General features: G+C 67.9%; 22 protein-coding genes and 1 tRNA gene. 15 read left to right on the forward strand and 8 right to left on the reverse strand.

Annotated features, from left to right (window positions below):
* A partial coding sequence (locus KIK05_RS27600) for a hypothetical protein (protein WP_214413780.1) occupies positions 1-232 on the reverse strand: 232 nt, incomplete at its 3' end.
* A gap of 157 nt (positions 233-389) precedes the next feature.
* On the opposite strand from KIK05_RS27600, the gene KIK05_RS27605 reads away from it, so the two are divergent.
* The 6 genes from KIK05_RS27605 (at position 390) to KIK05_RS27630 (ending at position 4624) form a co-directional block, all read left to right on the forward strand.
* A complete protein-coding gene (locus tag KIK05_RS27605; protein ID WP_214413781.1) occupies positions 390-632 on the forward strand; it encodes a hypothetical protein in 243 nt (80 codons plus the stop codon).
* Positions 607-1119 (forward strand): DUF6879 family protein, encoded by a 513-nt coding sequence (locus KIK05_RS27610; RefSeq protein WP_214413782.1) that lies wholly within the window; start codon positions 607-609, stop codon positions 1117-1119. Before KIK05_RS27605 ends, KIK05_RS27610 begins: the two co-directional genes overlap by 26 nt.
* Positions 1120-1132: 13 nt before the next feature.
* The gene (locus KIK05_RS27615; protein ID WP_214413783.1) at positions 1133-1981 is read left to right on the forward strand and encodes a helix-turn-helix domain-containing protein; all 849 of its coding nucleotides are present in this window, start codon (positions 1133-1135) and stop codon (positions 1979-1981) included.
* 79 nt (positions 1982-2060) lie between these two features.
* Positions 2061-2750 (forward strand): ATP-binding protein, encoded by a 690-nt coding sequence (locus tag KIK05_RS27620; protein ID WP_214413784.1) that lies wholly within the window; start codon positions 2061-2063, stop codon positions 2748-2750.
* Positions 2743-3063, forward strand: coding sequence for a hypothetical protein (locus tag KIK05_RS27625; RefSeq protein ID WP_214413785.1), 321 nt, complete (start codon positions 2743-2745; stop codon positions 3061-3063). The genes KIK05_RS27620 and KIK05_RS27625 overlap by 8 nt, the downstream gene beginning before the upstream one ends.
* Before the next feature lie 457 nt (positions 3064-3520).
* The gene (locus KIK05_RS27630; protein WP_214413786.1) at positions 3521-4624 is read left to right on the forward strand and encodes a helix-turn-helix domain-containing protein; all 1104 of its coding nucleotides are present in this window, start codon (positions 3521-3523) and stop codon (positions 4622-4624) included.
* A 305-nt stretch (positions 4625-4929) separates the two neighbouring features.
* Here the strand turns inward: KIK05_RS27630 and KIK05_RS27635 are convergent, their stop codons facing one another.
* Positions 4930-5319 carry a GntR family transcriptional regulator gene (locus KIK05_RS27635; RefSeq protein ID WP_214413787.1) on the reverse strand — a complete coding sequence of 130 codons (390 nt, stop codon included), beginning with the start codon at positions 5317-5319 and terminating at the stop codon, positions 4930-4932.
* A gap of 155 nt (positions 5320-5474) precedes the next feature.
* Between KIK05_RS27635 and KIK05_RS27640 the strand changes: the two genes are divergently transcribed.
* The 8 genes from KIK05_RS27640 (at position 5475) to KIK05_RS27675 (ending at position 10916) form a co-directional block, all read left to right on the forward strand.
* The gene (locus KIK05_RS27640) at positions 5475-5816 is read left to right on the forward strand and encodes an SCO3933 family regulatory protein (protein ID WP_214413788.1); all 342 of its coding nucleotides are present in this window, start codon (positions 5475-5477) and stop codon (positions 5814-5816) included.
* Positions 5813-7222 carry an FtsK/SpoIIIE domain-containing protein gene (locus KIK05_RS27645; protein WP_372455615.1) on the forward strand — a complete coding sequence of 470 codons (1410 nt, stop codon included), beginning with the start codon at positions 5813-5815 and terminating at the stop codon, positions 7220-7222. The genes KIK05_RS27640 and KIK05_RS27645 overlap by 4 nt, the downstream gene beginning before the upstream one ends.
* A gap of 21 nt (positions 7223-7243) precedes the next feature.
* Positions 7244-7942, forward strand: coding sequence for a DUF2637 domain-containing protein (locus tag KIK05_RS27650; protein ID WP_214413789.1), 699 nt, complete (start codon positions 7244-7246; stop codon positions 7940-7942).
* Between the two features lie 17 nt (positions 7943-7959).
* Positions 7960-8349, forward strand: a complete 390-nt coding sequence (locus KIK05_RS27655) for a hypothetical protein (RefSeq protein ID WP_214413790.1) — start codon at positions 7960-7962, stop codon at positions 8347-8349.
* 102 nt (positions 8350-8451) lie between these two features.
* Positions 8452-9849 (forward strand): replication initiator, encoded by a 1398-nt coding sequence (locus KIK05_RS27660; RefSeq protein WP_250563570.1) that lies wholly within the window; start codon positions 8452-8454, stop codon positions 9847-9849.
* Positions 9831-10016: a helix-turn-helix domain-containing protein gene (locus KIK05_RS27665; protein ID WP_214413791.1), complete on the forward strand. Its 186-nt coding sequence runs from the start codon at positions 9831-9833 to the stop codon at positions 10014-10016. Before KIK05_RS27660 ends, KIK05_RS27665 begins: the two co-directional genes overlap by 19 nt.
* Positions 10013-10594 carry an N-terminal phage integrase SAM-like domain-containing protein gene (locus tag KIK05_RS27670; protein ID WP_250563571.1) on the forward strand — a complete coding sequence of 194 codons (582 nt, stop codon included), beginning with the start codon at positions 10013-10015 and terminating at the stop codon, positions 10592-10594. Before KIK05_RS27665 ends, KIK05_RS27670 begins: the two co-directional genes overlap by 4 nt.
* On the forward strand, positions 10521-10916 hold the full coding sequence (locus KIK05_RS27675; RefSeq protein WP_214413792.1) for a tyrosine-type recombinase/integrase: 396 nt from the start codon (positions 10521-10523) through the stop codon (positions 10914-10916). The genes KIK05_RS27670 and KIK05_RS27675 overlap by 74 nt, the downstream gene beginning before the upstream one ends.
* 65 nt (positions 10917-10981) lie before the next feature.
* Here the strand turns inward: KIK05_RS27675 and KIK05_RS27680 are convergent.
* The 3 genes from KIK05_RS27680 to cysS form a co-directional block, all read right to left on the reverse strand.
* Positions 10982-11054, reverse strand: a tRNA-Thr gene (locus KIK05_RS27680).
* Between the two features lie 150 nt (positions 11055-11204).
* Positions 11205-12161, reverse strand: coding sequence for a 23S rRNA (guanosine(2251)-2'-O)-methyltransferase RlmB (gene rlmB, locus KIK05_RS27685; protein WP_214413793.1), 957 nt, complete (start codon positions 12159-12161; stop codon positions 11205-11207).
* Positions 12162-12182: 21 nt separating this feature from the next.
* Entirely contained in the window at positions 12183-13580 is a 1398-nt protein-coding gene (gene cysS, locus KIK05_RS27690) for a cysteine--tRNA ligase (RefSeq protein ID WP_214413794.1), read from the reverse strand.
* A gap of 500 nt (positions 13581-14080) precedes the next feature.
* Between cysS and KIK05_RS27695 the strand changes: the two genes are divergently transcribed.
* Complete coding sequence (locus KIK05_RS27695; RefSeq protein WP_214413795.1) at positions 14081-15472, forward strand: DUF2637 domain-containing protein; 1392 nt, start codon at positions 14081-14083, stop codon at positions 15470-15472.
* A 117-nt stretch (positions 15473-15589) separates the two neighbouring features.
* On the opposite strand, the gene KIK05_RS27700 is transcribed toward KIK05_RS27695, so the two are convergent.
* The 3 genes from KIK05_RS27700 to KIK05_RS27710 all read right to left on the reverse strand — a co-directional run bounded on the left by KIK05_RS27700 (position 15590) and on the right by KIK05_RS27710 (position 17115).
* Entirely contained in the window at positions 15590-15859 is a 270-nt protein-coding gene (locus KIK05_RS27700) for a GlsB/YeaQ/YmgE family stress response membrane protein (RefSeq protein ID WP_214413796.1), read from the reverse strand.
* Positions 15860-16105: 246 nt separating this feature from the next.
* Positions 16106-16615, reverse strand: coding sequence for a 2-C-methyl-D-erythritol 2,4-cyclodiphosphate synthase (gene ispF / locus KIK05_RS27705; RefSeq protein WP_214413797.1), 510 nt, complete (start codon positions 16613-16615; stop codon positions 16106-16108).
* A gap of 17 nt (positions 16616-16632) precedes the next feature.
* The gene (locus KIK05_RS27710; protein ID WP_114028347.1) at positions 16633-17115 is read right to left on the reverse strand and encodes a CarD family transcriptional regulator; all 483 of its coding nucleotides are present in this window, start codon (positions 17113-17115) and stop codon (positions 16633-16635) included.
* Between the last annotated feature and the right edge of the window lie 160 nt (positions 17116-17275).

A 17275-nucleotide genomic window follows, 5' to 3' on the forward strand; every position in this document is an offset into this window, starting at 1 on the left:
GGTTCGTCCTCGGGATGTAGGCAGTGCCGACTCCGATGCCGAGGAGGGCGATGATGCCGAGAGCGACAAGCAGTTTCCGAGTTCTTCTCTGCCGTTCTTCTGTCGCCGTTTCGAGCTGGTAGAGCGGTTCCTGATCCTCCGGGGTCGCCGGAGTAGAGCGGATGAACCCTGATGGTGGTACGGCGGCCGTTGTTGTAGGCCGTGATACGGGTTTTTCGGCCTGGTCGAACACACCGATCATGCTAACCAAAACGCCCTGAATGCGGCTCCATACCTGTTTGGTGTGCGCGCAAGGCAGACAGCCTGTGAAGTGCTATTGACTCTTGCGTACAGCTCTGGTCAGGCTCGTATGGCGCAAGTCCGCGCATATCCGAAGACAGGAGCCAGTCATGGCGTTACGGTTCGTCGGCATCGACACGGGAAGCGAGCACGGGGGTTGTCCCTCGGTCTGGGTGGACGAGACCGACGGCAGTCTCGTCATTCAGGGCATCGTGGTCGACGACCCTGCGGAAGTCGCTGAGGTCGTAGCCCGAAGCCCGCTCGCGCCCAACGAGATGATCGTTAGGCTTCCCGCGCGGATGCGTGGCTACTTAATGGAGGCGTGCGATGCAGGCAACCCCGACGTTGGATGAGCTGTTCAACCAGTGCCAGCGCTCAGCGCTGCATCTGGAGATGCGCGACGCCTACGGCACTTCGAGCCCTGGCTACCGTGCCTGGCGTGACGGCGTCCCCTTCGACCGGACCGACTTCGACGCACCGTGGGTCAACCTCGTCAGGAGTGCCGTCGTCCGCGGCGTGACCGTGCGCCGCGCAAGGGTCGTCTCGGAGCCGGTGAGCGACTACATCCGGTACGAGCACTCGGCCACGCCTTACGCCAACCTCGCCGGAGGTGAGCAGGTTCGCTGGTTGCCTCGGCGCCACGCATCCGATCTCGCGCTCCCCGGCAACGACTTCTGGCTCTTTGACGAGCACCTGGTGCGCTTCCTGTTCCAGTCCGGGGACGGCGAGTCCGCCGGCTACGAGATGTGCGACGATCCGGCCGTGGTCAAGCTGTGCCTGACGGCGTTCGAAAGCGTCTGGGAACGCGGCGTCGACCACGCCGAGTACAACCCCGTCTGACCTGCCGCCGCACGTGTCCAACTCCCCCTCTTCCAGCGCCGAGCAGGCACGCCTGGCCATCGGCAGGCGACTGCGGGAGATCCTGCGCGACTCCGGCCTGACTGCTCGGGCGCTGTCACGGATGGCCGGATGGGACGAGTCGAAGTGCTCCCGTCTCACCCATGGCCGTACGCTGCCGTCCGACGAGGACATCCGCACCTGGTGCCGCCTGTGCGGCGCCGAGGGCGAGATTCCCGACCTGATCGCCGCGACTCGTGACGCGGACAGCATGTATGTGGAATGGCGGCGGTTGCAGCGCAACGGCATGAAGCGGCTACAAGAGACGCGGGTGTCCCTGTACGAGCAGACCCGGCTGTTCCGCTTCTACTGCTCCCAGTTCATCCCCTGGCCGCTCCAGACGCCCGGCTACATGCGCGCGGTGCTGTCGGCCTTCGCCGAGTTCCACGAAGCTCCTCGCGACATTGACGAGGCGGTAGAGGCACGGGCGGCACGATCACGGCTGCTCTACGAGGGCGATCACCGGTTCGCCATGGTCGTAGAGGAGTCGGTCTTACACGACCGCATCGCCGACGATGACGTGATGGCCGGCCAGCTCGGCCAGCTCCTTGAAGGCATGTCCCTGCCGTCGGTCTCCCTCGGCATCATCCCGTCCACCGTGCGCCGCAAGTTGTGGACGATGGAGACGTTTTCGATCTACGACGACAAGCGGGTGTTCATCGAGCTGCTGTCGGCGGGCGTGACGGTCACTCAGCCACGAGAGATCGCCCTGTACGTGAAGGGGTTCACGGAGCTGGCCTCCCATGCCGTCTACGGCAGCAAGGCCCGCGCCCTCATCACGGCCGCCATCGACGCGCTCGGGTAGGCCGCGCAAGTTGGTACAAGTTCGTTGAGCGTAGAAACCAGCCGCCTCTACTGTCCCAGCGTGACCACCGCGTGATTCCTTGAGCTTCACGACGCGCGGATTTTCCGGCGAACGTAAAGGCAAGCGCATGGCGACTGGACGTCTGTTAGGCGTTATCGATCTGGTCGGTTCTCCCGAATCGGTCGCACTTGCACGCGAGTTTGTCAGGCGCAAGCTCGGCGACGCCCACCCTGCTCTCGACAACGTGACCCTCCTGACCTCCGAGGTGTTCACGAACTCCGTGGTGCATTCCGACTCGAAGAACGGCGGAAAGATCACCGTCGCAATCGCCGACTGCTACGACCGCATCCATGTCGACGTCGTGGACGCCGGCGGAGCGACGGCGCCCCAGGTCCGCGGTGACCTGTTCGCCGAGGGCGGGCGCGGGCTGATGCTCGTCGACCTGATCTCGCACAAGTGGAACGTCTACGAGGACGACGCGGGCCGTACGGTCTGGTTCCAGGTGAAGTACGAGCGTGAGCCCGCTGGCGTCGTTCCTTCCTGCCCTCGGCAGAGAGAACCGGTCGACCCCATCAGCAGGGGAGAAAGCGCGACGCAGCGAACGGCGAGACGCGCGGCCCGGACTGTCGCGGAGAGCGTCGCGCTGGAACGTCAGGTGCGACACCTGGTGGAGCGGTGGGAACTGGACCGCGAAGGGCTGGACCAGGCGGCCGATGCGCTCGGCATCGGGCGGCTGACAGACCAGGAAAGCCAGGCCTTCCGTGGCTGACCAGTGGCCGATCGGCCTTCGACACGTCGCGTTCCGCGTGGAGATGCGCCAGAGCGCCGATGATGAGTGGCGCGAAGAGGCGTGGGACGCGATGCACGGACGTTCTGCTAAGGACGTTGCGGCGTCGATATGCCGCGATTACGCCTCCGCTCATCGGGACCAATGGGTGCAGGTCTCCGTATGGGACCTGTGCAATCTCCTCCTGGGTCACGAGCTGCCCGAGGTTCCCTCTCTGCGGCTTGCGTGGCTCAAGAGCCTGGAGGATGAGCGCATCTGGCCTCATCACCAGGTGATGCGTCCACCAAGCTCCTGAAGCGGGGGCGGCAGCCGGTGAACTCCCTTCCCTCAAACTCCCTGAGCTGTCGCCCCACATCCATCGGCGCCGCGCCGGAAGACGGGAGCGGCGGCGGGGTAAGCGTCCCTACACCGGGTTAGGGACATGTCTTCCTCCTCCCTCGCCGCCGCTCCGCTTACCCCGACTACGCAGGAAGGAGCGCCTATCGACAGGTATTGATCAAGGAGAGGGATATGCGTGTGCCCCCGGTCGGCAGCCGGGGGCTTCTCTCTGCACAGTGCCATCACCTTGGCCGGCACATGCCCCACGTACGTTGTCAGCGGTTCTGCAAGTCGAGATGCCGCCTTTCTGGGGCTGTTCGCCCAGTTCAGAGCGGCCGATGTCTCCTAGCTTGCTGCCCACTGGCAGTTTTTCTGCCAGTCGATGATCTTCCGTCCTCGTATGGTCATGGTGAGCATCGAGAGAGGGGCAGAAAATGGCCACCGAACAGATGACAACGGGACAGCGCATCGCGCGGGCACGCAGGCGTAAGGGCTGGGACCAGGTCACCCTTGCCGAGAAAATCGGCCGGTCGGTGTCTTGGCTCTCGAAAGTGGAGAACGGGCGTTTACCGCTTGACCGGATGAGCGTGTTAGGCCACGTCGCCGAGGTGCTCGGTGTGGAGATCGCGGAGTTGACCGGGCAGCCGTACCGGCATGAGACCGACGATCTCGACTCCGGGCATGCCGCCATTCCCGGTCTTCGCCTGGCGCTCCAGCACGCGACGATGCCGGGCGGGGCGATGCTGCTCGGCAACCGGGAGCCGCGGGGCTTGGATGAGTTGGAAGCGAACGTCAGGCTTGCCGAACAGCTCCGCCAGGACGCGAAGTTCACCGCCCTGGGCGAAGTGTTGCCGCAGATCATTACCGACCTTCTTCTGATCACGTCCAGCGCTTCCGCCGCTCGCGACCGTGCTGAGGCGCTGATGCTGCGTGCCTGCCACATGGCGCGGGTCACGGCGAACCTGCTCGGTCACCACGACCTCGGGTGGACGGCGGTTCAACGGGAGCTGGTCGCGGCACAACAGGTCGGGGCGCCGGAACTGGTGGGTGCTGCCTCGTGGGACCTGTGCGGGGTCTGGCTGCATGAGGCATCGTTGGACGCCGCGAAGAATGCCGCGCTGGCTGCGCTCGATCAGATCGACCCGTACGTGGGCTCAGGTGACGGTACGGTCCGGGCGCTGTGGGGTGCGCTGCACCTCCGGGCCGCTGTCGCGTACTCCCGTCTCTGGTCGCAGAACGACGCGGAGAGCCATCTCGCCGAAGCCCGGCGGATCGCCGAGGGCCTTCCGGCCGATGGCAACGTGTTCCAAACCCTGTTCAACCGCGTGAACGTCAACATCCATGCGGTAGAGGTCAGCATGGAGCTTGGCCGGCCCCGCGATGTCGTCAGCCGGGCCGAACAGGTCGAGATCGCCCGCATCGGCTCCCACGAGAGGCAGGCCCATTACTGGACCTGCACGGCGGCGGGCTACCACATGAACGGCAAGGAGAACGAGGCGGTAGAGGCGCTGATCAGAGCCGACCGCACCGCCCCTTAGCACGTGCGCAACCGCCCCATCGTCCGCAACATGGTGCGTGATCTTCGTAGCAGCGGCAAGCACCGGCGACAGCGTGAGGTGTTCCACCTGGCACACGTAATGCGGCTTGGCTGACCTCAACGCTATCCACCCTCCTCCGGGAGGGTTCTTCGTCGTGCAGGCCAACCGGAGCCGTCGGCGTCCTGTCTTCGCTTCTAGGAGGTAGTGCTCTGTGGCGTTAAGCGCGATCGAACGTCAGACGCTCTTACGTGAGCTGACGGAGATCACGGCGGAACTGGTCGAACTACAGCGCAGGACAGCAGGGCTCAGCGCTGTGGTTCACCAAAATGAACCTGGGACTCTAGCTGATCGATCCTAGAGGCCAGTCGGCGAAGGTGATCGCGGATCTCTTTGAGCTGCTCTGAGAGGATCAGGAACTCTTCGCTGTGCTCTTCGGCTGGGGCGGTGCGCTCGGGGGCGCTGTCCGGCTGAGCTGTCACGAAGCTTCCAGTGCCGTGACGGGTCTCGATCAAACCTTCTTCGCGCAGCACGGCGAGCGCGTTGCCGACCGTCATCATCGCCACGCCGTACCGATCGGCGAGCACGCGCGCGGCCGGCAACTGCTCGCCGTGGGCGTAGCGGCCGGAGGCGATGTCCTGGCGGAGGTCGTCCGCGATGCGCACATATGGCCGGCGCCGATCGGTCGGCTTGCTCATGCGCCTAGGGTAAGGCGTCCTAGCTACCTAGGTCTCTAAGCAACTTGTAACGAATCTCAAGCTCATGCCGATCCAGAGTTCGAGATATCTAGATATCTGTTTATGCTCGTACCTAGAACACCGAGTCAACGAGAACAACGGTGAAGAGCCTCCCAATGCCCATCGACGTCACCAAGCTCCAGTTCGTCTGCGTGGCGCAGCCGCGTCCCCGGCTGAAGAACCGGGAGACCGGTGAGCTGAAGCTGGACGCTGATGGCAACCCGATGTACGAAGTGGCGCTCTCGGTTGCCGATGCGGCGGGCCGTCTGGAGCTGATCAAGGTCAGCGTGTCCGGCGAACCTCCCGTCACGCTCGGCATGCCGGTCGTGCCGGTGGATCTCCAGGCGGGCGTGTGGGAACAGGTCCTCGGCGGTCAGAAGCGCTGGGACGTCTGGTACCGCGCCGCCTCCATCGTCCCCGTTGGCGTGATGGCGCCGGTCGAAGCGGGGGCGCTGTGAACGAGTTCCTCGCCAACATCCCGCGTCCGCTGATGATCGTGGTCGGTGTCGCCCTGGTGCTGTGGGTCTGGCGCTCGTTCGCCCCCGCGTCGTGGTGGTACCTGATGGTCTTCCCGCGCCGGGTTCTGTGGCTGCGCTGGACCTGGCGGCACGTCGCCTCCGGGTGCGCGCTGACCAAAAAGCGTCATGTCTGGTGGTTCACCGTCGTACCCAACATGGTCGCCTCCACGGGCGTGGTCCGGGTCCGGCGGCGCCTTCAACGGGTGGCGGTCGACAAGAAGCCGTGGATGGGTCTACCTCGACCGACGCCGTACGGCTGGCGCGTCACCTTCCATCTGCTGGACGGGCAGAGTCCCGCTGACTACGCGGCCGTGTGCGAACGGTTGGCGCACGCCTGGCGGGTGTACGCGGTCCGGGTCATCGATCAGTCGCCGGGACGGGTGACGCTGGCGGCCAGCATGCACGACCCGTTAGCCCACCTGGTCGCGCCTCCCCCTGCCTCCTTCGGGGGCGGGGGGCAGGACGGCCCCGGTGACCCCGGCGAATTGCTCAAGGTCGTGGTCGGGCGGTTAGAGACCGGCGCCCCCTGGGTGATCGACTTTCGCACGGTGCCCCACTGGATGAACGTCGGGGCGACCCAGTCGGGCAAGTCCAACCTGATCAACGCGCTGATCTGCGGGCTCGCCGCTCAGATGGTCGCGCTGGTCGGCTTCGACCTCAAGGGCGGGGTCGAGCTGGCCCCGTACCGCCGGCGCCTGTCCGGGCTGGCCACCACGCGAAGCGAATGCACCGCGCTGCTGTCGGACCTGGTCCGGGTGATGGCCCTGCGCATGCAGGCATGCCGCGAACACGGCGCACGGAACATCTGGCAGCTTCCCGGCCACCTGCGGCCGATCCCGGTCGTGGTCCTGGTGGACGAGCTTGCCGAGCTGTTCCTGATGGCGGACAAGTCCGAGAAAGACGACATCGCCCGCACGTCCACCGCGCTGCTGCGGCTCGCACAGCTCGGGCGAGCATTCGGGATCTACCTGTGGCTCTCTGGCCAGCGGATCGGCTCTGACCTCGGCCCCGGCGTGACAGCGCTGCGAGCGCAGATGTCCGGCCGTGTCTGCCATCGGGTCAACGACCCTGAGACCGCGACCATGACTCTCGGCGACCTCGACCCGGCCGCCCTCGACGCCGCCCGGCTGATCCGGGCCGACACTCCGGGCGTCGCGATCACGACCGGCGCCGATGGCCGCTGGTACCGGGCGCGCTCGTACTACGTCTCCGAGCAGGCCGCCGAGGACGCCGCCAGCGTCCACGCGGACCTCACGCCGTCCTGGCAACAGGTCCTCGCCTCCGGGCTGGGTCACGACCTTCCGGACCTGCCCGGCGTCGACCGTCCCGAGCTGACGACCGCCTGACCTTCCACGGGAGAGCTACCGATGAACCCTCTTCGTCGCCTGGGTACCTGGCTGCTGGACTCCGGTCCGGTGGTCCTGGTAGCCCTGATCGCGGGGGCCGGCTCTTTCACTCACATCCGCGACACCGCCACCGAACACGGCCAGTCGGGGCCGATGGCGTGGGCTATCGCCGTCTGCGTCGATCTGACCTGTGTCATGGCCGCTCGCGAGCGTCAGCGCGACAAACGCAGAGACCGCCAAGCACGGGGGCTGATCTCCTGGCCCACGCTCGTTATGACCGGCGGCATCCTGCTGTCTCTGGCGGCCAACCTGGCGCAGGCCGACCCGTCCCCCTGGGGGTGGATCACCGCCGCGACTCCAGCGGTGGCGTTCCTCGTCGCGGTCTCCCTGCTCGAACGACGCGCCGCCCTACGCGTCCCCGTCCCTACTGCGGACGTCTCCCCGCCTCCGTCCCCTTCGGTGGTGGCTGTTCAGGCCACAGAAGTGGGCCAAGAGCACGAGACGCCCCTTACTCCCACCGTCGCCCTATCGACTGCCTCGACTACTCCGGCTCCGCAGAAGCCGGGTACCTCGGGCGCGCTGCTGACGCACGCGCGGAAGATCGCCGACGACTACCAGAACCGGTACGGCAAGCCCATCACCCGTGACCTGCTGCGCGCTCAACTCGGCGTCTCGAACCAACTCGCCTCGGACCTGCTTCGTGACCTGACCCCCGCCTGAGCAAGGGAGAAGCCGCCATGACCGCCAACGCTGACCGGAACGCCCTGATCAACGGCCTTCGGGGCCTGGCCGCCTTTCTCGACTCCAACCCCGACATACCGGCCCCTCGGTACGCCAGCGTGAGCCACCACCTGCTCGACAGCCCCGACGAGGAGATGAGGGCCGAGATCGACACGATCGCTCGCTACCTCGGCGCTGAGATCGACTCCTGGTCCACTTCGGACACGCACTACTCGACCACGATCCGATTCGGCCCCGTCGAGTACCGCGCCTCCGCCATCCTCTCCAAGCGCCGCGCCGAGATCACCGCCGAACTCCGGCACTCCCGCTGCCACGACTGCGGGGCGACCGGCGTCGACAGCCTCGGCCAGACCTGCGAATCCTGCCAGGGACAAGGCTTCTGCTGACATTCCCACCGCCCCCGGCGTGGCCATACAACCGCCAAGTTCCGCGCCACGTCGGGGGCCATCCCCACCGAACCCAGAGCTTCGAAAGGGACGCCTCCCATCTTGCCCCCGCACATCCGCAACCCGCATGCCGTCGCGGGAATCGTCGAACGCCTCAACAGCCCCGGCTTCGACCGGTGGGCCGCCCAAATCCGCGGAACCGGTGGATGCCGTCAGCCGATCCACCTTCGCGGACGAGTCCGCCACATCGACGCCACCACCGGTGAAGTCCTCCACACCTATACCACCAGCCGCGAGCCCGGCGGGGTGCTGCGCGTGCAGTGCAAGACCCGCCGCGCCTCCCGCTGCCCGGCCTGCGCCGAGATCTACCGCGCCGACACCTACCAACTGATCCGCGCGGGCCTGGCCGGCGGCAAAGGCGTCCCCGCCTCGGTCACCGCTCACCCGGCCCTGTTCGTCACTCTCACCGCCCCGTCGTTCGGCGCCGTCCACACTCGCCGCGAACAGGGCGGCAAAGTCCTGCCCTGCCACCCCCGCCGTGACGCCGAGACCTGCCCTCACGGGCGCGTCATCTCCTGCACCGCCCGGCACGGCGATGAGGAACGCCGCCTCGGCGAACCCCTGTGCCCCGACTGCTACGACTACGCCTCAAGCGTGCTGTTCAACGCCCTGGCCCCCGAACTGTGGCGCCGCTTCACCATGGCGCTCCGCCGGCACCTGGCCAAACTCCACGGACTGACACAAAAGGAGCTGGGCGAACGGCTCGTCATCTCCTTCGCCAAAGTCGCCGAATACCAGCGCCGCGGCGTCGTCCACTTCCACGCCGTGATCCGCCTCGACGGCCCCGCCGGCCCCGACACCGACCCGCCCGACTGGGCGAACGCCGATCGCCTAGAGCAAGCCGTCCGGCACGCCACAGCCGCCGTCAGCGTCCCAGTGCCCGCGCTGCCCGGCGAACCTGCCCGCGTCATGCGCTGGGGCGCACAGCTCGACATCCGGCCGATCGCGATCAATGGAGATCTGACGGATCAGGCAGTCGCCGGATACATCGCCAAGTACGCCACCAAAGCCGCCGAATGCGTCGGCACCGTAGACCGGCGCATCAACGCCCTGGATGACCTGAGCGGCCTGGATCTCCGCGAGCATGCCCGGCGGCTGATCGCCGAGTGCTTCCGCCTGGCCGCCCTCGACAAGCTGAACGAGCTGCGGCTTGCCCAGTGGGCTCACATGCTCGGCTTCCGGGGTCACTTCTCCACCAAATCCCGCCGCTACTCCACCACCTTGGGCGCTCTACGCGCCGCCCGCGTCGACCACATGCGCGACGAGGAGACCTCTACCGGCCGTCTGCCCCTCTTCGACGAGGACACCGTTCTCGTGGTCGCGCACTGGGAGTACGCCGGACGCGGCCTATCCGCCGGTGAACAGGTCATCGCCTCGGCCATCACCGGCAGACCGTTCATCCCAGAGCAGGAGGTGAGCACATGGCCAAGCTCCTCCTGACCGTTCCGGAGGCGGCCGAAGCGCTGTCGATATCGCGCGCCAAGCTGTACCGCCTCATGGACTCCGGCGCCATCCGCTTCCTCCACATCGACCGATCCCGCCGCATCCCCGTCGCGGCCCTTGAGACCTACATCGCCGAACTGCTGGCAAAGGAGACCGCCGCATGACCAAGAACATCGTTGCGACTCCGGACCCGGCCGACTCCAACCGCAGCAGGGCAAGCAAGAAGGGCACTCCGAAGCTCCGTGACGGCGTCATGAAGCGCGGCAAGACCTGGTCGTACGTAATCAGGGTGACCGACCCGGAAACCGGCATCAGTAAGCCCAAGTGGGTGAGTGGCTTCGCCACCGAGGACGACGCCAAAGCGGCCCGCGACGAGGCGCGGGTGGCCGCTCGCCGTGGTGAGTACGTCAATCGGAACACGATCACGGTCGGCGCCTACCTGGAAGAGTGGATCGAGGCGCACTCTGTGGAGATCAAGCCCAAGACGCTCCACGGCTACCGGATGTTGATCCGGCTCTACATCGCCCCCCGCATCGGAAACCTCCGTCTGCAAGCGGTCCGGCCGGCGACCGTCACGAAGCTGTACCGGGAGCTGCTGACCGGCGGCGGGAAGAACGGCAAGCCTCGGCCGGTCCCGCGTGGTGAGCCTCGATACCGAGACTGCCTTGGTGCTCCGCGAGCACCGGGCACGGCAGGCCGCCGAGAAGCTAGCTGTCGGCGAGGAATGGAGGGGCACCGATGACTACGTGTTCACGACGGGATGGGGAGAGCCGATCTACCCCGACACGGTGACCACGCTCGTAGGCAAGCTGATCAACGCCTACAACACCCCCAGGAACGGCCCTAAGCCGAGCAAGCCGCTCCCCCATGCTCGGCTCCACGATCTCCGGCACATCCACGCCACGACGCTCCTGCTGGCCGGTGTGCCGGTTCACGTGGTCGCTGCACGGCTCGGCCATGCCGACCCGGCGATCACGCTCCGGGTGTACGCCCACGTGATCAACGAGCAGATGGCGACAGCGGCCGACATCTTCGCGACGGCGATCAAGGAAGCCGCCGCATAGCCGCTGTTAGCAAACCTGTTAGCAAAAGGCCCCTTGCGAAGATCGCAAGGAGCCTTTGAGCTGGGAGCCGACGAGGGGAATCGAACCCCTGACCTACGGTTTACAAGACCGTTGCTCTGCCGATTGAGCTACGTCGGCGCGTTGTGCGCTACGAGTTTAGTCGCATGGCGCGGGCAGCGTCACCGATCACCTCGGCCGGGGCGAGGAAAAGCCGTCGAGCTCGGCGGGCGGCGGCATGGCCCCGTACAGGGTGAGCCCCCGCCATGAGACTCGTCGCGGAGGCCGGGGTCAGCGGCGGCGGTGGCGGGCCACCTCGTACAGGGCGATGCCGGCGGCGACGCCCGCGTTCAGGGACTCGGTCGTGGCGTTCATCGGGATGCGGGCCACCACGTCGCACGACTCGCGGACCAGGCGGGACAGGCCCTTGCCCTCGGAGCCGACCACGACGACGAGCGGCTCGGTGGCCAGCTCGACATCGCCGATGTCGGTGGAGGCCTCGCCGTCGAGGCCGATGACGAACAGACCGCGCTCGCGGTACTCGCGGAGCGTGCTGGTCAGGTTGGCGGCCCGGGCCACAGGGAGATGGGCCAGGGTGCCCGCGGAGGTCTTCCAGGCGCCCGCGGTGACGCCTGCGGAACGGCGGGAGGGCACCAGGATGCCGTGGGCGCCGAACGCCGTCGCCGAACGCGCGATCGCACCGAGGTTGCGCGGGTCGGTGACGCCGTCGAGCGCGATGATCAGCGGCACCTCGGCGGCGTCCTGCGCCCGCTCGACGAGGTCGTCGGGGTGGGCGTAGTCGTAGGGCGGGAGCTGGAGGGCGACGCCCTGGTGGACGGTGCCCTCGGTGAGCCTGTCGAGCCTCTCGCGGCTGACCTCGAGCATGGCGATACCGCGGTTGGCGGCTATCTTGATCGCCTCTCGCACGCGGTCGTCGTTGTCGATGCGCTGCGTCACGTACAGGGCGTTCGCCGGGATCTCGGCACGCAGGGCCTCGACGACCGGGTTACGGCCACCGATGATCTCGGGGGCGTCGTCGCGGCGCGCCGAACGGACCGGGCGCGCGGGCTGCTCCGCGCGCCGCGAGGACGTGCCCGGGGCGCGCTGCTTGTCCTTGAACCAATGCCGCTCGGACGCGGGCGGCGTGGGCCCCTTGCCCTGAAGAGCCTTACGGCCCTGCCCCCCGGTACCCCGTGTGGGGCCCTGCCTCTTACCGGACTTACCGGACCCCTTGCCACCACCAGCCATGCTGTCAGCCTACCGGCGCGATCAGCGAGCCAGTTCCCATCGAGGACCCTGGGGGGTGTCCTCGACGACGACGCCGGCCGCGGCGAGCTGGTCGCGGATGGCGTCGGCGGCGGCGTAGTCCTTGCGCGCACGCGCGGCCTGCCGCTGCTCCAGGGCCACCTTGACCAGGGCGTCGACGGTCTCGGTGAGGCCGCTCTCGCCCCCGGACGCCCGCCACTGCGGCGAGCGGGGGTCGAGGCCGAGGACGTCGAGCATGTTCTGCGTCTCGGCGAGAAGCCGCGCCACCTGCTCCTTGTTGCCCTGGGCGAGGGCGACGTTGCCCTCGCGCACGACCTCGTGGACGACGGCGAGCGCCTGCGGCACCCCGAGGTCGTCGTTCAGGGCGTCCACGAACGCCTGCGGGAGCGGCGCCGCGGCGTCGACGTCGTGGATGACCTCGGCGGCACGGGTGACGAAGCCCTCGATGCGCTGGTATCCGGCGGCGGCCTCGGCGAGCGCCTCGTCGGAGTAGTCGATCGAGGAGCGGTAGTGGGCCGCCACGAGGTAGTAGCGCAGCTCGACGGCGCGCACCTTCTTCAGCATCTGCGGCACGAGCAGGGAGTTGCCGAGCGACTTGCTCATCTTCTCGGCACCGATCTTGAGCATGCCGTTGTGCAGCCAGTAGCGGGCGAAGCCGTCGCCGGCCGCCTGCGACTGGGCGACTTCGTTCTCGTGGTGCGGGAAGATCAGGTCGACGCCGCCACCGTGGATGTCGAAGGTCTCGCCCAGGTATTTGGTGGCCATGGCCGAGCACTCCAGGTGCCAGCCGGGACGGCCGGGGCCCCACGGAGTGGGCCAGGTGGGCTCGCCGGGCTTGGCGCCCTTCCACAGCGCGAAGTCGCGCGGGTCGCGCTTGGCCGTGTCGGTGTCGGTGTCGCCCGCGGCGCGCATGTTCTCGGGGCGCTGGTTGGAGAGCTTGCCGTAACGGTCGGCGTAGGACATGACGTCGAAGTAGACGTCGCCTCCGGCGGCGTAGGCGTGCCCCTTGTCGATCAGCCGGTGCATCAGCTCGATCATCTCGGGGATGTGGCCCATCGCCCTCGGCTCGACCGTGGGCGGAAGGCAGCCCAGGACGTCGTAAGCCCACGTGAACGCCCGCTGGTTGCGCTCGGCGATCACGAACCACGGCACGCCCTCTTCGGCCGCGACGCGGAGGATCTTGTCGTCGAGGTCGGTGACGTTGCGGCAGAACCACACGTCGTACCCCGACCGCAGCAGCCACCGGCGCAGGACGTCGAAGTTGACACCCGAGCGGACGTGACCGATATGCGGCGGAGCCTGCACAGTGGCCCCGCACAGATATATCGTGACCCGGCCCGGCTGGACGGGGACGAACTCGCGGACGGCACGGGTGCTGGTGTCGTATAGGCGCAGGCTCACGAACGCAAGGCTAATGCCTCGCGGCCCTCGGCAGGACGGGTTGTCCAACCTCACACGTCGTCGAAAGCGTTGTGAATCCCACGTTCTTTCCCCTTGACCTATACCTACGGTCACCTTCTCCCAAAGAGGGAGGTTTGTCCGAAACTATTTGTGCTGATGTGCCGGAAGTGACAGTTGCACCGCATCGCGAAGCCGTAAAAATCCTCCAAACCCCGAAATAACGGACACCCCCTCCCGTCATTGCGAACGGACACGTCCCACCGTTGCCGCCACTCCCCCAGCACAGACCCGTCCGGCCAACGGATACACGCTCCCCCACCACCACGCCGGCTGTCGTGCCTCTTGTTTCGTTCGGCATGCGGTGGGTCGGTGTGCGGGCCCAGGCGAATGCTGGGGCGAGCTTCGCGGGGGCCCGGCGGCGCCCGGTCCGGAGATCCGCGGCGGCGGCGCGGGTGTCTCTACCGGCTACGGCAGCGGTGATTCTGTAGGCTCGAACCGCCATGGACGTCACTCCCCCGCTGGCGGCAGCCAAGCCCTCCCGCCGGTCCGCTCCTCTGTCCGCTCCCGCGCAGCCCTCCCGAGCGGCGCTCGTGCTGCGCCGCGTCGGTACCGCCGTCGCGGGCCTCGCCGTCGCCGCGCTGGCGGCGGGCGCGTGCGTGCTGTCGTTCGCCCCGCTCCGGACCCTCGCGGAGATGGGCGGCGCCGACCCCCGCCTCGCCTACCTGTACCCCGCGGGCTTCGACGCCCTCCTGGTGATCGCGCTGATCAGCGTGCTCCTCCTGCGCTCCACCAGGTTGCTGCTGCGGCTCCAGGCGGTGGTGATCCTCGCCGTGCTCGTGGCGGCCGCGGCCGTCGCGAACGTCGTGATAGCCCGTCACACGCTCGTCGACCCCGGCCAGGCGGCCATAGGTGTCGCCGTGGCACCCTGGGTGATGCTCGTCCTCGGCCTGTGGCTGTTCGTGCTCCCGGCCAGGCGTCCGCAGCCGCAGGTGGCGGAGGCCGCGGAGAGCGAGGAGCGCCCCGGCCACGATCTCGTCCCCTTCGGCGGTGAGGAGCGCGATCCCGAGCAGGCTCCGCCGCTGGAGGCGGTCGTCCACCCCCACAGTCCCGAACGCGACCCCGCGCCTCGCCTGGAGCAGCCGGTCCGCGAGCCGGAGCCCGAGATCACGCCGGTGGTCCCGCCCACTCCCGCTCCCGAGACCCCCACGGTGGACGAACTGCCCCCGCTCGACGCCGACGAACCGTCCCCCTCCGCCGTCGTCGAGGAAGAGGAGGAGACGTCCGCGCACGACGACCGGTACGACGCTCCGGTGGCGGCGGCCGACGACCGTGACCGGTACGACACACCGGTGGCGGCGGCCGACGACCGTGACCGGTACGACGCTCCGGAGCAGGCGGTCCCGCGGCAGGAGCACGAGGTGCCCGAGCCCGAGCCGGAGCAGCGGCTGGTCCCGCAGCCTCGCGGCGGCGCCGCGCCGGCGCCGACGCCCGAGCCCGCACCCGAACAGCGCCGCCCCGACCGGCCGCTCCGCTGGGGTGACCTCGTCCGGCCTCCCACAGGCGACGTGCTGGTGCACCCGCTTCCCAAGCCGGTCGCCGAGCGCGAGCTGGGCGACACCCAGCCCTACCCTCACATCACCGACGAGATGGCGGCCGAGGAGCCGACGGCGGCCGACACGCAGCCCTATCCGCACCTGCGCGACGAAGCCGCTCCGCTGCCCTCTGAGGCGCCCGCGGACGTCCCTGACCCCGCCCATGGCGCCGGTGAGGCCGAGGAGGAGGAATCCAGGGGACACGGCCCGTACGGCGCCGAGCCGACCGCCCCGCCGTCCCTGCGCGTGCGCAGCACTCCGCTGCCGCCCGAGGACGCCACGCCGTCCGCCTCGGAGTAGACCCCCAGGGGGACGGCGGGCCCGCCGCGAGCCGTGAACAGCAAAGATCCGTCCCGGTCCTCAGCGGACCGGGACGGATCAGAGATCGGCTTTCGCGGAGTTACGCTCCGCACCAGGTCAGACCCTGGCGCGGCCGCGAATACCCGCGACCAGGCCGACACCGACGACGGCGAGGACCACCTGCATGACGAGTTCGATCCAGTCGATGCCGGGGGTCGTCGCGACGCCGAGGACCTGGGCGATCGCCGTACCGATGAGGGCGGCGACGATGCCGACGACGATGGTCAGGATCCAGCCGATGGGCTGACGACCGGGGAGAATGAGCCGTCCCAGAGCGCCGACGATGGCACCGATGACGATCGCACCGAGAATGGTCTGAATGGTCATATCGAGCCTCCCGTTGAGGGTCCACCTTCACGCTGACAAGATGGCTACCCTCATACGGGGTGCTAATCCTAGAAACCAAAAAAGGCAGGTCAGAGACCCGGAAACCGCACAAAGCGCTCTGCGAGGGCCCCGCACGGCCCGGAAAAACCGGGATGAGGACGGCGTCCCGTACCCGCGCCGGTAAGCGGGGCACCGTCCTCAAGGTTCGCGAGCGGGAATGGGCCCACTCGCCGTGGGATCCCGCTTCTAGGACGTGCCCGCCGCCCCGCCGGTTGGCATGTGATGCCCACCGGTTGGAGGAAGCGCGTAGACGAGCGCCGTGGCGATGGCCGCGACGCCCTCGCCGCGCCCGGTGAGCCCCAGCCCGTCGGTCGTGGTCGCGCTGACGCTGACCGGCGCCGTCGCGGCCTCGCCGAGAACCTTCTCGGCCTCGGCGCGTCGCGGCGCGAGCTTGGGACGATTACCGATGATCTGAACGGCGATGTTGCCGATCTCGAACCCCGCCGCGCGGACGTGGCGGGCGGCCTCCTGGAGGAGGGTCAGGCCCGAGGCCCCGGCCCATCGGGGGTCGGCGGTGCCGAAGAGCCCGCCGATGTCGCCGAGACCGGCCGCGGACAGCAGCGCGTCGCAGCAGGCGTGCGCGGCGGCGTCGCCGTCGGAGTGGCCTGCGAGCCCCGTCTCGCCCGGCCAGTGGAGACCGGCCAGGTGGAGCTCACGGCCCGATGCGAAAGGGTGGACGTCGACTCCGACGCCCACCCTTGGAGGTGTGGTGTTCAGGAGTTGAGAACCTCGTCGAGAAGCGCCTCGGCCTTGTCCTCGTTGGTCTTCTCGGCGAGGGCGAGCTCGCTGACCAGTATCTGCCTGGCCTTGGCGAGCATGCGCTTCTCGCCGGCGGACAGGCCGCGCTCCTTGTCGCGCCGCCAGAGGTCGCGCACCACTTCGGCCACCTTGTTGACGTCGCCGGACGCCAGCTTCTCGAGGTTGGCCTTGTAGCGGCGGGACCAGTTGGTGGGTTCTTCGGTGTGCGGCATGCGCAGGACATCGAAGACACGCTCTAGGCCTTCCTGGCCTACAACGTCACGCACGCCGACGAGTTCGGCGTTTTCCGCCGGCACTTGAACGGTAAGGTCGCCCTTGTCGACCTTCAGCACCAGATAGGTTCTGTCCTCGCCCTTAATCGTGCGGGTCGTGATGGCTTCGATCCGAGCAGCCCCGTGGTGGGGGTAGACGACAGTGTCGCCGACCTGGAAAGTCATGTGACAAGTACCCCTTCCGCTGTACTCCAGGATACCACGCGTCAGTCCCCTCCCGGAACAGTGAAATCAACATAACTGCAGGTCAAAGCCTCGATTTGGGACTTGACAACCGTTCAACAGTATGAATCGCAACTCTCTACATGCCCAATGACCTGCGCTC

Origin of the sequence: Sphaerisporangium fuscum, assembly GCF_018531465.1 — a bacterium.
GTDB lineage: Bacteria > Actinomycetota > Actinomycetes > Streptosporangiales > Streptosporangiaceae > Sphaerisporangium > Sphaerisporangium fuscum.